This is a genomic window from Niveibacterium microcysteis (genome assembly GCF_017161445.1).
In the GTDB taxonomy this organism is placed as follows: domain Bacteria; phylum Pseudomonadota; class Gammaproteobacteria; order Burkholderiales; family Rhodocyclaceae; genus Niveibacterium; species Niveibacterium microcysteis.
Genome location: NZ_CP071060.1, coordinates 1,333,416 through 1,348,011, shown reverse-complemented (window position 1 = coordinate 1,348,011; position 14,596 = coordinate 1,333,416). Strand labels below are relative to the sequence as shown.

At 63.4% G+C, this 14,596-nt stretch carries 9 protein-coding genes and 1 tRNA gene; 8 read left to right on the top strand and 2 right to left on the bottom strand.

Features of this window, described 5'->3' with window-relative positions:
* Window positions 1-242: 242 nt before the first annotated feature.
* Together JY500_RS06245 and JY500_RS06240 are read right to left on the bottom strand one after the other, a co-directional pair.
* Window positions 243-2,345 carry a TonB-dependent receptor domain-containing protein gene (locus JY500_RS06245; RefSeq protein WP_206255555.1) on the bottom strand — a complete coding sequence of 701 codons (2,103 nt, stop codon included), beginning with the start codon at window positions 2,343-2,345 and terminating at the stop codon, window positions 243-245.
* A 26-nt stretch (window positions 2,346-2,371) separates the two neighbouring features.
* Window positions 2,372-3,022 carry a TonB-dependent receptor plug domain-containing protein gene (locus JY500_RS06240; protein ID WP_206255553.1) on the bottom strand — a complete coding sequence of 217 codons (651 nt, stop codon included), beginning with the start codon at window positions 3,020-3,022 and terminating at the stop codon, window positions 2,372-2,374.
* Between the two features lie 540 nt (window positions 3,023-3,562).
* Here JY500_RS06240 and JY500_RS06235 point away from each other — a divergent pair.
* The 8 genes from JY500_RS06235 (at window position 3,563) to JY500_RS06200 (ending at window position 14,510) form a co-directional block, all read left to right on the top strand.
* Window positions 3,563-3,638, top strand: a tRNA-Thr gene (locus JY500_RS06235).
* 174 nt (window positions 3,639-3,812) lie between these two features.
* Complete coding sequence (locus tag JY500_RS06230) at window positions 3,813-4,949, top strand: efflux RND transporter periplasmic adaptor subunit (protein WP_206255551.1); 1,137 nt, start codon at window positions 3,813-3,815, stop codon at window positions 4,947-4,949.
* Between the two features lie 19 nt (window positions 4,950-4,968).
* Complete coding sequence (locus tag JY500_RS06225; protein WP_206255550.1) at window positions 4,969-8,094, top strand: efflux RND transporter permease subunit; 3,126 nt, start codon at window positions 4,969-4,971, stop codon at window positions 8,092-8,094.
* Window positions 8,095-8,264: 170 nt separating this feature from the next.
* Window positions 8,265-8,936 carry a DUF1345 domain-containing protein gene (locus tag JY500_RS06220; RefSeq protein WP_172198280.1) on the top strand — a complete coding sequence of 224 codons (672 nt, stop codon included), beginning with the start codon at window positions 8,265-8,267 and terminating at the stop codon, window positions 8,934-8,936.
* 221 nt (window positions 8,937-9,157) lie between these two features.
* Window positions 9,158-11,689 (top strand): DNA mismatch repair protein MutS, encoded by a 2,532-nt coding sequence (gene mutS, locus JY500_RS06215; protein WP_425493202.1) that lies wholly within the window; start codon window positions 9,158-9,160, stop codon window positions 11,687-11,689.
* Window positions 11,686-12,648 carry a metallophosphoesterase family protein gene (locus tag JY500_RS06210; RefSeq protein WP_206255547.1) on the top strand — a complete coding sequence of 321 codons (963 nt, stop codon included), beginning with the start codon at window positions 11,686-11,688 and terminating at the stop codon, window positions 12,646-12,648. The genes mutS and JY500_RS06210 overlap by 4 nt, the downstream gene beginning before the upstream one ends.
* A gap of 4 nt (window positions 12,649-12,652) precedes the next feature.
* Window positions 12,653-13,405 carry a fused MFS/spermidine synthase gene (locus tag JY500_RS06205; protein ID WP_206255546.1) on the top strand — a complete coding sequence of 251 codons (753 nt, stop codon included), beginning with the start codon at window positions 12,653-12,655 and terminating at the stop codon, window positions 13,403-13,405.
* A complete protein-coding gene (locus JY500_RS06200; protein WP_206255545.1) occupies window positions 13,386-14,510 on the top strand; it encodes an NAD(P)/FAD-dependent oxidoreductase in 1,125 nt (374 codons plus the stop codon). The genes JY500_RS06205 and JY500_RS06200 overlap by 20 nt, the downstream gene beginning before the upstream one ends.
* The last annotated feature ends 86 nt before the right edge of the window (window positions 14,511-14,596 follow it).

The window sequence follows — 14,596 nt, the reverse complement described above, 5'->3', positions numbered from 1 at the left end:
TGACGGGTTGAAAGACTGGGCAGCACCAAACAGCAGAGACACCCGGAACCAGAATCAGCGTGTCGGTCGATGATTACGTCACGCGAGGCTCTAGTTTTGCGCCCACGCCGACCGAAGACTTACTTCTGCGCGACGGGCGCGTACGAAAAAACGGCGGGTGCCGTTTGGGGCTGATAGCCGACAAACCGTCTCGACAAAAAGAAGAGAGCCCTTTCGGGCTCTCTTCTGACCCTCTGGCGCGATTACTTGAACTTGTAACCGGCTTGCAGGTAGTAGGTACGGCCGCGCGGATCAGCAACTTGCGGGTTGTAACCCACAGCTTGACCCAGACCAGCATTCAGGGAGAACGGCGGGTTGGCATCGAAGATGTTCAGAATGCCGCCCGTGACGTCCAGCCCCTTGACCGGCGTGCGGTAAGTCGTCTGCCAGTCGAAGGTCACGTACTCCTTGACCTTGTAAGTTGCCTTGGTGAGACCGCCACCGTCAACGAAGACATCACCCGTCGATTCGCCATCACGCGATTCGTAGTAACCATGCTTGTAATTCATGGTCAGACGGTGATCCCAATCGGCCATCGACAGCGTGTTCGCCCACTGGAACTGGTGACGCAAGGCCACTTGCCGCAGGACGTTGCTGTAGATCCCGACCATCTGGTAGTACTCGCCGCCGATCGTAGTCTGCTGCTTGTCGGTCAACATCCACGTGCCCTTGAAGCTGGAGAGAATGCGGCCGAACGAGTAGCGCGACCCAAGGGTGATGTCGTAATCGACCCCTTGTGCCTTACGCTCGCCAAGGTTCTTCAACGGCGTATACCACGCGAGGATCGGCTTGCCGGTCTGCGGATCGACGTACAAATCCGAACGTATTGACCCGTTTGACCAAGCCCCCTCGTAATCGGCAGCAACCTCTTCCTCTGAGATGGTGCCAAACGTGTTCTTGATCGACACGTTCCAGTAATCCGCACCGACACTCGACCAGCTCGTCGGCTCAAAGCGAATGCCGAACGAGAACTGCTTCGACTCTTCCGGCTTCAGCTCGCTGGAACCACCCGTGTACAGCGGGTATTGCGTGCCGGGCGGCTTGCAATACACCGCGCGGGCGTCCTTATAAGGGCAATCGTACGGATTCGCCGTAACGCCATACAGTTGGGTGATGTTCTGCGTTTGAGCAGGACGCGGCGCGCGGAAACCCGTATTGAAGCTTGTACGGAACAATAGGTTGTTCAACGCCTGCCAGCGAGCACCTACTTTGTAGTTGGTCGTACCGCCAACATCGGAGTAGTTGTCGTAGCGCAGCGCACCGCTAACCTCCAGGTTCTTCACAACCGGTGCAATCAGCTCACCAAACAGGCCATAGGAATCACGCGACACATCGAACGGCACGTCTGTGGCGAAGTCAGGGAATTGACCTCCGCGATCGGTGCCCTGAGCAAGACCGCTCGGCTCGTACTTGTCCGCTTCTCGCTTCCAATCAAGGCCGGCGCCGAGCATCAGGCCGCCCGCCGGCAACTGTGCGATTTCCTTGGAGCCACGCAACTCAACCGCGTCAAGAACGGCAGTGCCCTTCTTCCAAACGCCTTGAGCCAGAGCCGATTGGAGAGCCGCCTTGTTCGACCCCGGAGGACCAAAGGGGTTCAGCACACCCGACGTGATCAGCGCATTCAGATCATCGTTGTACAGGTAGCCAGACAGCAGCTCCTCTTGCCACTTGTTCTCCGAGTGCGTATAGGCAGCCGAATAGTCCCATCCAGCGATAACACCCTTCGAACCGCCAGAGAAGTGGATGGCCTCTGTCGTGCCCTTCGTACGACGAGGACCGGCATCGGAAATCCGCCACGGAGCCACCGCGTCAACAATGTCGTAACCGGCCGGTACCGTCCGCAGATAAGGCTGAATGTAGGTATTCCAAATTGAATCGCCCACCGTCAGCGGTACCTCACCCGGAGGAGGTGCGATATTCGAAATCATCGTGTGCTTCGAATAAAGCGCGTCTGCGAACAGGGTGTGATTCTCATTGATCTTGAACTGGAACGAGCCGGTAAAGGCGTCCTGCTTCTGCTCCGGGTAGATCTCGAGGTCGTACGGGTAAATATATCGGCACGACGAACCACTCAGGACGTGCTTCGCCGGACATGGACTCCCGGCCTTCACGGCCGGATTGAAGCTCTGAGTAATGTATTGGTCATCCGGCGCCGCACTCGGGTTATACCAAGTAATCGTGGCGTTTGCGGGGTTGCCGCGCGACGAACTCGGGCGCAGGCGGTAGATCCCGCCATCGGTGCCGGTGAATTTGTAATAGCCCTGGCTCGGCGGAACAGCGAACTTCTTGCGGTCGGCAGCGGCCAACGGATCGTTCTCGGTGTGCGCATAGGTCAGAACACATTGAAGCGATCTTGCTCGAGGTCGCCGAAGCCACCACTGACGCTGATACGCTTCTCTTCTGCGCCACCAGCTTCCGGCGCGTTGTACGAGACCGACGCGTCAAGACCTTGGTAGTTCGATTTCAGGATGAAGTTCACCACCCCAGCGACAGCATCCGTACCGTAGATGGCGGATGCACCGTCGGTCAGCACTTCGACGCGCTCAACCGCTGCGATCGGGATCGTATTCAGGTTGACGCCCGAGCTGCCGCCAATGAAGGTCTGGCCAGCGTAGGTCGCGAGGCGCTTGCCGTTGAGCAGCACCAGCGTGCGGCTGTCGCCCAGGTTGTGCACCGACGCGCTCGAGTAACCGACGCTGCCCGCGCCAACGTTAGACGCCGCGTTCGAGAAACCCTGCATCGCCGGCAGGTTCTGGATCAGTTCCGCAACGTTCGTGGCGCCAGTCTTCTTGATCTCAGCAGCAGAGATCGACTGAACCGGCAGCGCGCCTTCCGACGCAATCCGCTTGATCGCCGAGCCAGTGACCTGGATCTTCTGAACTTGCTCTTCCGCAATCGCCGGCTGCAAAAGCATGCCGAACGCGACGGTCGTGCCGAACGCCTGGAGCAGAGCCCGGTAGCCGGGTCTCAGTGCAAGTGCCATAGGTGCCTCTCCTTGTATTTTCTCAATCAATCTCGTCGGGGTCTCCAACGAGGAAGCTCAGTGGTGAGCGAGCTTATCCCGCAACACCTGAACGGACCGCCTGTCCCTCACAAGGCACTTTTTGTAACTATTGTTATGCCACCCTCTCTCGAGGGCGTCGCATTGTCGCGGCGCGGAAATTGGGGTGTCAATCAACCACCAAGCCCCACTGCAACAGCTACAAACGAGTGTTTTTGCCCCTTCCGGCGGCCCTGACAGCGACGATGTAACTCACTGCCGAAGCAGTCTCAGCAAGACTTGTGCCATGCAAATTCGGACGAAACACAAGGTATTGCGAGTGTTTACGAGATATTTCCGCACCAGATTGGTGCGGCGCACCACAACGAACACCCAGCCCCGCCAAGCGTTACATCGGACCCCTAACACGACTTTGATGTCGGATCTGTGACGCTTTCCCGGCAAAACATGTCGCCGATTCGAAAATCGAACTCGACACAGACTTGCAGGTTCTGAAAAACCTCGATTAGAATGCAGGGCTTCGCTGCTGTAGCTCAGTCGGTAGAGCAACTGATTCGTAATCAGTAGGTCACCAGTTCGATTCCGGTCAGCAGCACCAGACAATGCCAAAGGGGCCCGTTCGCGGGCCCCTTTGTCGTTCACGCCTCCAGCCGCTTTGTATCGCCCCTTCGGCGCGTGACACAAACCCGACAAACTGAAGTTCGGGGTGGCGCCTAGAATCAATCATCCCCAACCGCTCGCGCCAAACTGGCCGCCCTGGAGTCAGACAATCATGTTTCAAATGATTCGGCGCCCTTCTCGCCGTTGGGCGCTCGGTGGCATTGCGCTCGCCTTGGCCACGATCGGCGCGGTTTACGCGATCAGCGCGCGCAAAGATGTCCAGGCCAAGCCCGTCGACGCCCAAGCCAAGCCAACGCTGATGGAGCTTGCGCCGACGGACGTTCTGCTCGCCCAGCAAGTCGCGGTACAGCCAATCGTCTTGCTCGCCGGCACACTGAACCCGCTCACCCAGATTCATCTGCACGCCCCATTTGACGGCCGCGTGGCCGAGGTCAGCGCGCGCCCGGGCGACAAGGTTGTCGCCGGCCAGGTGCTCGCGCGTTTCGATGAGACCGACCTGCGTGCCCGCCATGCGGAACGTGCGGCCGCAGTAGCCAGCGCAGAGGAGCAGATGCGCGTCGCCGAACGCAACCGTGTATCCGGCCGCGCCCTGCTCGACCAGAACTTCATTTCGAAAAACGCGTTCGACAACACCCTCGGGGGCTATGCGGAACGCCAAGCGGCGCTCGATGCGCAAAAGGCGCAGCTCGCGATCGTTCAGCGCGCGTTGAAAGACGCCAAGGTGGTAGCCCCATTTGCCGGAACGGTTTCTTACCGGCAAGTTGAGCCGGGCCAATGGGTGGAGCCAAACCGAAAGCTCTTCTCGTTGGTCGACCTGCGCAAACTCGAAGTCGAGGCTGCAATCCCGAGTCAGCACATTGCGAGCCTGATGCCGGGCCAAAAGGTTCGCCTGCGCGCAGAGGGGTTTGGTGATGAGGTATTCGAGGGCAAGCTGACGCGGATCAACCCGACCACTCAGCCGGGCACGCGCAGCGTGCTGGCCTATGTCGCGGTGGACAACCCGGGGGAGCGCCTGCGCGCGGGGTTGTACGTCACCGGCGAGATCGAAACAGGTAAAGCGGACCCGCAGATCCGGTTGCCCGCCACGGCCATTCAGGCGTCCAAGACCGGGCGCGGCGTGTGGATCGTTGCCGACAACAAACTCAAGTGGCAGCCGGTTGAATACCAACAGCTTCGTGTTGATCTGGTGCGCATCACCAAAGGCCTGAGCGGCGGCGAGCAGGTCGTCGCAATGCCGCTGAAAGGCGCCGCCGAAAACGTCGCTGTCCGGCTCAAGCCCGCGGCCTGATCGAGCAGGAGCGCACGCCATGTGGCTGACACGGATCTCGGTCAAGAACCCCGTCTTTGCGGCGATGCTGATGCTCTGCCTCGCAGTGCTCGGCCTCTTTTCTTACAAACGCCTCACGGTCGAGGCAATGCCGGACGTCACGTTCCCGTCCGTCGCGATCACCACACCCTACCCCGGTGCCACGCCCGAGGTGGTCGAGACGGAGGTCTCGCGCAAGATCGAAGAAGCGATGAACACGCTGGCGGGCGTCAAGCGCGTGACATCCCGCTCCTATCAGGACTACTCGCTGGTGTTTGTCGAGTTCGAGCTTGATGTGAACGCCGACAAGGCGGTCGCCGATGTGCGGGACAAGCTCAGCCAGGTTCGCCCCTCGCTCAAGGATGAGGTCAAGCAATCGACGATCGGCACCTGGGGCGAGGAAGATCGGCCGATCATGTCGCTCAGCTTCACGTCTGATCGCCACACGCCGCGCGAGCTGACGGAGCGGGCCGACAAGCTGGTGCTCAAGCGTCTGCAAACGGTCAAGGGCGTCGGCCGAGCCGATCTCGCCGGCCGCATTGCGCGCGAAATCCAGATCCAGCTCGATCCGTTCCGTATGCGGGCACTGCATATCGGCGTCGAGCAGATCAGCGAGGCGCTGCGCCGCGAGAACCAGATGCTGCCGGCCGGCGCCCTGAAGAACGCACGGCAGGAGATGCAGGTTCAGGTGCAAGGCCGCCTGCGCGACCCCATGGCGTTTGCCGACATCGTGATCGCGCAACGCGGCGATGCGCAGATCCGGCTGCGCGACGTGGCGAGCGTGTCAGATGGCGAAGCAGAACCCACCTCACACGCGCTGATCAACGGCAAACCCGCGCTGTCGATCGACATCTACAAGGTTTCCAAATCGAACACCGTGGAGGTAGCGAACGGCGTGCGCAAGACGATGGATGAGCTGAACAAGTCCTTGCCTGAAGGCATGGTGCTGGACCTCATCTACGACGGCTCGGACGACATTCGCAACTCGCTCAACGATGTGCAGCACACGCTGATCGAAGGCGCATTGCTGACGATCCTGATCGTCTTCATCTTCCTTGGCTCCTGGCGCAGCACCGTCATCACCGGCCTTACCTTGCCGCTGGCCCTGCTCGGCTCGATCTTCATGATCCAGGCGCTCGGCTTCACGCTGAACATGATGACGCTGCTCGCGCTGTCGCTCTGCATCGGCCTGCTGATCGACGACGCGATCGTGGTGCGCGAGAACATCGTTCGCCACGCGCTGATGGGCAAATCGCCCTACCAGGCCGCGCTGGACGGCACCCATGAGATCGGCCTCGCGGTGCTCGCCACCACACTGACCATCGTCGCCGTGTTCCTGCCAGTCGGCTTCATGGGCGGCATCATCGGCCGCTACTTCTACCAGTTCGGCCTCACGGTCGCGTCCGCGGTGATGTTGTCGATGTTCGTCAGCTTCACGCTGGACCCGATGCTCTCGTCCGTGTGGCACGACCCCGATGCGCATGGCCCTACCCGCACAGGCCTGCTGGGCCGTTGGTTGAACGCGTTCGAAGCATTCCAGACACGGCTCTCCGAGCGCTACGGGCGCCTGATCGACTGGGCATTGGGGCATCGCAAGACGGTGCTGGGCGCCGCTACCGCTCTGCTGGTCGGTAGCTTTCTTCTCGTGCCGTACATCGGCTCGGAGTTCGTGCCGAAGGGCGACTTCGGCCAGTTGGGCGGCCGCATGGTGACGCCAACCGGATCCAGCCTCGCCTACACGCTCGCCAAAGCCAAACAGGTCGACGCCGCGCTGCGCGAGTTCCCGGAAGTACAGCGCACCTACATCACCGTGAATGCGGGCTGGCAAACGCAGGGCCCGGAGCAGATCCAGCTCGATATCAAGCTGGTGCACAAGACCAAGCGCAAAGCCACGCAGGAGGAAATGGTTGCCCGCCTACGCAGCCGCCTGCGCGAACTCGGCGGCGTGGAACTCAAGTCGCTCGGCATTGGTGAAGGCGGTGGCGACAACCCGATTGCGGTCAATCTGCAGGGCGATGACCTTGCAGTGCTGACGCGACTGTCGCAAGACCTGGCAAGCCGCATCCGGGCGATCCCGAACGCCGTGGATATCCAGACCACCGCAGAAGACACCCGGCCGATGCTCGAAATCGTCGTGGACCGCGCAATGGCTGCCGACCTCGGCATCTCTGTCGAGCGCGTCGGCACCACACTTCGGCCCTTCATCGAAGGTCAGGCCGCAACAACCTGGCAAGCACCCGATGGCGAAGCCTACGACGTGAAGATCCGCCTGCCGGCGGAGCTGCGTCGCACGGGCTCGGACCTCGACCTACTGTGGATGGCCAGCAGCACCACCGACACCACGACCGGCCTGCCCTACATGATCGCGCTGTCGCAAGTCGCCAAGGTGGTCGCATCGAGTTCGCCGACGCGTATCAACCGCAAGAGCCTTGCGCGCGATATCTGGGTCTTCGCCGGGGTCTCCGGGCGCTCGGCAGGCGATGTGGGCGCCGACGTGCAGAAGGTGCTGGCGGATTTCAAGAAGACGCTGCCGCCCGGCTACCGCATCGTCGAGGAAGGCGAGAACCAGCAAATGGCCGAATCCTTCGGCTATGCAGTGTCGGCATTGGCGCTCGCGATCATCTTCATCTACATGATCCTCGCCTCGCAGTTCGGCAGCTTCCTGCATCCGCTCGCGATCATGACTTCGCTGCCGCTGTCGCTGATCGGCGTGTTTCTCGGCCTGCTGGCGGCGCGCAGCACGCTGTCGATCTTCTCGGTGATTGGCATCATCATGCTGATGGGGCTGGTGACAAAGAACGCAATCCTGCTGGTGGACTTTGTCGAGCATGCGCAGAAGCGCGGCGAGCCGAGGCGGCAGGCGATCATCGACGCCGGTCGCATTCGCTTGCGCCCGATCCTGATGACCACCTTCGCAATGATCTTCGGCATGATCCCCGTCGCATTGGGCCTTGGTGACGGGGGTGAGCAGCGCGCACCCATGGCGCATGCCGTGATTGGCGGTGTGATCGCTTCGACAATGCTGACGCTCGTCGTCGTGCCGGTCGTCTACACCTACCTCGACGACTTTGGCGCCTGGATCAAGCGGCGTTTCCGCCGCGGCCAGCTCGCCACCGAAGCAAGCTGAGCTTCGGGCGGGGCGCGTACAAGGCGCGTTCCGCCCCAGCAACGGTCCGCGCCGCGACGGCCACGCAGCAGGAATGGCGCTGGCGCTCTACCATGGCGATCCAACGCAACCTTCCAGCGTTGCCGCGCACATGGAAACTCGCGTGCGCCGCAACGAGATCCAGGCTCGCCATGCAGCTTCGCCGATTCGCCCTCTATCGCCAGATCCTTGCCCGACCGCGCCTGTTTCTCTCGGCATTGACGGGGCTGCTGGTCGGATTGACGCTGCCCGACTCCCTTGCGCACCACACGGTGACACGCCTGATCATTGCGTGGAACGCGGGCGCCTGCCTCTATCTCGTGCTTGCGCTCAAACTGATCTTTTCGTCCGATCACGTGAAGATGAACCAGCGCGCCCGGACCCAGGACGAAGGTCGTCTGGTGATTCTCACCCTGGTGGTGATCGCCGCCGTCGTCAGCCTCACGTCGATCATCGCGGAGCTTGGCGTGGTCAAGGATCTGCATGGCACGATCAAGTACGCCCATATCGCGCTGGCCGCGCTGACCATCGTCTCCTCGTGGGGCTTCACGCAGGTGATGTTTGCATTCCACTACGCGCATGATTTCTACCTTGCGCGCGCCCAAGGCGGCACCGGAGGCCTGACCTTCCCGGAGTGCGAGACACCCGATTACGGCGACTTCCTCTACTTCGCCTGCGTGATCGGCACCTCCGGGCAAACCGCCGACGTCAGCTTCACTTCGCGGCCGATGCGCCGAACCGGGCTGCTGCACTGCGTGCTCGCCTACGTATTCAACACGACGGTGCTGGCGCTGACGATCAATATCGCCTCGGGTTTGCTCTAGCACCGCGCGATCGGGCCCAATTCGCAGCCTTACAGCCAGCCCGTGAGCCCCGCCAAGGCAGCGGGCCTGCGACAATGCCGCCCGGCACGTTACGGAGCGGGCAAATCCCCCTGGTTTTGCTCTAAGCTCCGCACTCTTTTCCGTATCCCGCATCAGGACGCCCTGCCTTGAGTTCGAGCTTTTCTTCTGCAAATCAGTCGATTGCAGACCACACCCCGATGATGCAGCAGTACCTCGCGCTGAAGGCGCAGCATCCGGGCACGCTGCTGTTCTATCGCATGGGCGATTTCTACGAGCTCTTCTTCGACGACGCGGAGAAAGCCGCCCGTTTGCTCGACATCACGCTGACCGCGCGGGGCAAATCGGCCGGCAAACCGATCGCGATGGCCGGCGTGCCCTTCCATGCGCTCGAACCCTATCTCGCCAAGCTGGTAAAGATGGGCGAATCAGCCGTGATTGCCGAACAAGTCGGCGATCCGGCCACCAGCAAGGGCCCGGTCGAGCGCGCCGTAAGCCGCATCGTCACCCCCGGCACGCTGACCGACGCTGCACTGCTCGACGACAAAACCGACGCGCCACTGCTGGCGGCCACGCAGCACCGCGGCCGCCTCGGGCTCGCCTGGCTCAACCTCGCCAATGGCGACTTCCGCATCCTCGAATGCGAGCCTACGCAACTGGCGTCCCAGCTTGAACGGCTGCGCCCGGCCGAGGCGCTGGTGCCGGACGGCCTGACGCTCGAAGGGCTGGAACAACGCGTACCCGCTGTGCGCCGCCTCGCCGACTGGCAGTTCGACGCTGAAACCGCGCGCCGCGTGCTGCCGGAACACTTCGGCACGCGCGACCTTTCCGGATTCGGTGCCGATGAATTCGAAGTCGCCCTCGCGGCCGCCGCGGCGCTGTTCGACTATGCGCGGGCAACGCAGCGACAAAGCCTCACGCACGTCTCCGGACTGCACGTCGAGCGCGAAGCCGAATTCCTGCGCATGGACGCAGCGACCCGCCGCAACCTCGAACTGACCGAGACCCTGCGCGGCGAGCCGGCGCCCACGCTGTTCTCGCTGGTCGATCTGTGCGAGACCTCGATGGGTTCGCGCTGGCTGCGGCATGCCTTGCATCACCCGCTCTCTGATCGCCAGGCGTGTGCGCAACGACACGCCGCGGTCGAAGCCCTCATCGAAGACCAGGGTCTTTCCGCCGAGGGGCTTGCGCGGGTGCTACGCGGTATCGCCGACGTCGAACGCATCACCTCACGCATCGCGCTACGCAGCGCGCGCCCGCGCGACCTTTCCGCACTGCGCGACACGCTCGCCCGCATGCCGGAATTGCAAGCCAGCGTGCCGACCGGCGCCGCGCCGCTGCTCGCCCAGTTGCACGGCGACCTCGCCGCGCCGCTTGCACCCACAAGCTTGCTTGCCCGCGCGATCGCACCGGAACCGGCGACCAACATTCGCGACGGCGGGGTGATCGCAGAAGGTTTCGATGCGGAGCTCGACGAGCTGCGTGGCATCCAATCCAACTGCGGCGCGTTCCTGATGGAGCTTGAAGCGCGCGAGCGCGAACGCACCGGCATCGCCAGCCTGAAGGTGGAATTCAACAAGGTGCATGGTTTCTACATCGAAGTCAGCCACGCCAACACCACCAAGGTGCCAGACGACTACCGCCGGCGCCAGACGCTGAAGAACGCCGAGCGCTACATCACGCCGGAGCTCAAGGCCTTCGAGGACAAGGCGCTGTCCGCGCAAGAGCGCGCGCTGGCCCGCGAAAAGGGCTTGTGGGAAGCGTTGCTCGACACGCTGGCGCAGGACATCCTTGCCTTCCAGCGCATCGCCCGCGCGGTCGCGCTGCTCGATGGCCTCACCAGCTTCGCACGCGCGGCACTGCGCTACGACTACTGCAAGCCGGTGTTCCGCAGCGAAGCCGGGCTCGCCATCGAGGCGGGTCGCCACCCGGTTGTGGAGCGTCAGGTCGACAGCTTCATTGCCAATGATTGCGAGTTCTCCGCCACGCGCCGCATGCTGCTGGTGACCGGCCCGAACATGGGTGGTAAATCGACCTACATGCGGCAGATTGCGCTGATCGTGCTGCTCGCGCACTGCGGCGCCTTCGTGCCTGCAAAGCGCGCGGAGCTGGGGCCGATCGACGGCATCTTCACGCGCATCGGTGCATCCGACGATCTGGCCTCGGGCCGCTCGACCTTCATGGTCGAGATGACCGAAGCCGCTGCGATCCTCAACAGCGCGACGGAGCGCTCGCTGGTACTGATGGACGAGATTGGTCGGGGGACATCAACCTTCGACGGCATGGCGCTCGCCTTTGCGATCGCGCGCCACCTGCTGGAAAAGAACCGCTCGCTGGCGCTGTTCTCGACGCACTACTTCGAGCTGACGCGCTTGTCGGTCGAGCACCCGGAATGCGCGAATGTGCATCTCGGTGCGGTCGAGCATGGCCATCGCATCGTCTTCCTGCACGCGGTGGAAGAAGGACCCGCGAGCCAGAGCTATGGTATCGAGGTTGCCGCGCTGGCAGGCATTCCGGCGCCTGTGGTGCGCGAAGCACGCCGGCGCCTGCGCGCGCTGGAAAACCGCGAGGCCTCAGGTGGCCCCCAGGCGGATCTATTCTCGGCGCTGCCGCCGGACGTCGAAGAAGCGCCGCCGCATCCGGTGCTGGAAAAGCTTGCTGGCGTGGACCCGGATGCGCTGTCGCCCCGCGAGGCACTCGAGCATCTCTACGCGCTGAAGGCGCTGACACGATGAGCCCGCGGCTCAAGCGCTGCTTCGCGCTACTCGTCGCGTTCGCCACGGTGCTGCTCGCAGTGCCGTCTGCGAATGCCGAGCGTTTCAGTTTTGCCGCCTTTGGCGATCTGCCCTACACCGATATCGAGCGCGCCGAACTGCCGCAGCTGATCACCGCGATGCGCGATTCGGAAGTCGCCTTCGCGGTACACGTCGGGGACATGAAGCACGGAAGCACCCCGTGTGACGACGTGACGCTGCAAGACTTCCGCGACTTGCTGGCGGCAGCCCCGTTCCCAAGCGTGTTCGTGCCCGGCAACAACGAGTGGGTGGACTGTGAGCGCCGCAGCGCAGGCGCCTTCGATCCGCTCGAGCGTCTCGACAAACTGCGCAGCCTGTACTTCGCCAAACCCGAATCGCTCGGCGCGACGCCCTTCAGCGTGATCCGCCAGAGCGACGCCGACTTCACCCACGGCGCCTATCAGGAGCACCTGCGCTGGCAGCGCGGGCCAGTGCTCTTCCTGACGCTGAACGTGCCAGGGAGCGACAACCACTACGGCAGTCAGCGCGAGCCCGGCGCCGAATACCGCCAACGCATGAGCGCGGTGCGCGACTGGCTCGACGCGGGCTTTGCGGAAGCGCAACGCAAATCGCTCCCGGCCGTCGTCATCTTCATGCACGCCAACCCCGATTTCGAAGCCTTCGCCGCCGGAAACCCGCCCCGCCCCTATGCCGAGCTGCTGTATGCGCTGCGCTCTGCGGTGCTGGGTTATAGCGGCGACGTGCTGCTGATCCATGGCGATACGCATGTGATGCGCGTGGACCGCCCGCTGCGCGACACCAACGGGGAGACGATCGAACGCTTCCGCCGTGCTGAAGTGTTCGGCTCGCCGATCCCCGGCTGGCTTGAGATCACCGTGGATACCGAAGCCGAACGGCTGGTTCGGATTCGCCCACGGCCGCTGCGCGACGAGGATTGAGCGTATGGCCCATTCGATTGACGTTTCCGAAGAAGCGGGCGTCCGCTACCTGCATTTCGGCTCGGATTGGGTACAGGGCGCGATGAAGGTGCGCCGCCCCTACGCGCTGGAACTCGAATACACCCGGCACATGGCCGCCGGGCTCCTGCTGCGGCCGGCCCCCTGGCCGCGCAAGGTATTGCTGATCGGCCTCGGCGCCGCGTCGCTCACCAAATTCTTCTACCGCAACGTGCCGCAGGCCCGCATCACGGTAGCGGAGATCGATGCCCGCGTGGTGGCCGTGGCACGCGCGCACTTCAAGCTGCCCGACGAAGACGCACGCCTGCGCATCGTCGTCGCCGACGGTGCCGAAGTGGTGATGCGCAACACCGGCTACTGGGACATGATCCTGGTCGATGGCTATGACCACAACGCCCGCGCCGGCGTGCTGGATACCGCGCCGTTCTACACCGCAGCACGCGCTGCACTGGCCACAAACGGCCTGCTTGCAAGCAACCTGTTCGGCAAGCGGAAAACCTTCCGCGACAGCCTTGCCCGCATCGGCGAGGCGTTCGACGGCCGCACGCTCGCGCTGCCCCAATGCGAAACCGGCAATGTGGTCGCCCTCGCCAACGCCGGGGAGCCGTTTGCGTTGCCCTTCGCTGAGATCCAGGCCCGCGCAGCAGCACTCAAACTCGAAACAGGGCTCGATCTGCGCGACACCTTCAAACGCCTTGCGATAGAGCTGGCCACGCCGGATGACATCCTCCGCTTCTGATTTGGTCACAGTCGATGTGGTGGTGGTCGGCGCGGGTGTCGTCGGGCTTGCCTGCGCGCGCGCCCTTGCGATGCGCGGCCTGCAGGTCGCCGTGTTCGAACGCGAGACGCATTTCGGCCAGGGAATCTCCAGCCGCTCAAGTGAGGTGATCCACGCTGGGCTCTACTACCCCACAGGGTCGCTCAAGGCCGAACTCTGTGTCCCCGGATCGCGCGCACTGTACGACTACTGCGCCACGCGGCAGGTGCCACATCAACGCGTCGGCAAACTGGTCGTCGCCACAGACTCCGCCGACCTGCCCGCGCTCGAACGTATTGCCAGCCAGGCACGCGCGAACGGCGTTGAGCAGGCGCGACTCATTACCGGCGACGCCGCTCGCAACATGGCATCGGAACTGCGTTGCTGTGCGGCGCTATGGTCGCCGGATACCGGCATCGTCGACAGCCATGCGCTGATGCAGGCACTGGCGGACGACGCCGAACAGGCCGGCGCCATGCTGATGTACGGCGCCCCCGTCATCGGCGGCGAATGCGCGGCCGCGGGCCAGGTGCTGCAGATCGGCGGCGCGGTACCGTATCGGGTCGAGGCTCGCTGGCTCGTCAACGCCGCCGGCTTCGGAGCCCAAACACTTGCCGGTGCCCTGCAGGGCTTCCCCGCCGCGGCAGTGCCGCCGCTTTACTTCGCCAAAGGGCACTACTTCGCGCTGTCGGGCCGCAACCCATTCAAGCATCTGATCTACCCGGTGCCGGAACCGGGCGGCCTCGGCACGCACCTGACGCTGGACCTGGCCGGCAACGCCCGCTTCGGGCCGGACGTCGAATGGGTCGATGCCCCCGACTACAGCGTGCCCACCAATCGCGCCCAGGCCTTTGCAAACTCCATCCGCCGCTACTGGCCGGATGTGGCGGTCGAGCGGCTGCAACCCGCCTACGCCGGTGTCCGGCCAAAGCTCGGCGGGCCGGACGCCCCGGCGCACGACTTCCGTATCGATGGGCCGGCGGGGCACGGCGTCCCGGGTGTCGTGCAACTGTTCGGCATCGAATCGCCGGGGCTGACCGCCTCGCTGGCGATTGCGGCGCGGGTATCAAGTCTCGTCGGCGGCTGAGCCAAACATCGCAGCAAGAAACCGTGCGGGCCATCGGCACGCTGCTGATCTATGCTGGATTCACCAGTCGCGCTAGCTGAGCGTAG

Excerpts from the sequence above, each read along its gene's own strand:
- JY500_RS06210 (WP_206255547.1), top strand. The coding sequence starts at position 11,686 with ATGAGCCCGCGGCTCAAGCGCTGCTTCGCGCTACTCGTCGCGTTCGCC.
- JY500_RS06225 (WP_206255550.1), top strand. The coding sequence starts at position 4,969 with ATGTGGCTGACACGGATCTCGGTCAAGAACCCCGTCTTTGCGGCGATG.
- JY500_RS06230 (WP_206255551.1), top strand. The coding sequence starts at position 3,813 with ATGTTTCAAATGATTCGGCGCCCTTCTCGCCGTTGGGCGCTCGGTGGC.
- JY500_RS06220 (WP_172198280.1), top strand. The coding sequence starts at position 8,265 with ATGCAGCTTCGCCGATTCGCCCTCTATCGCCAGATCCTTGCCCGACCG.
- JY500_RS06200 (WP_206255545.1), top strand. The coding sequence starts at position 13,386 with ATGACATCCTCCGCTTCTGATTTGGTCACAGTCGATGTGGTGGTGGTC.
- mutS (WP_425493202.1), top strand. The coding sequence starts at position 9,158 with ATGCAGCAGTACCTCGCGCTGAAGGCGCAGCATCCGGGCACGCTGCTG.
- JY500_RS06240 (WP_206255553.1), bottom strand. The coding sequence starts at position 3,022 with ATGGCACTTGCACTGAGACCCGGCTACCGGGCTCTGCTCCAGGCGTTC.
- JY500_RS06205 (WP_206255546.1), top strand. The coding sequence starts at position 12,653 with ATGGCCCATTCGATTGACGTTTCCGAAGAAGCGGGCGTCCGCTACCTG.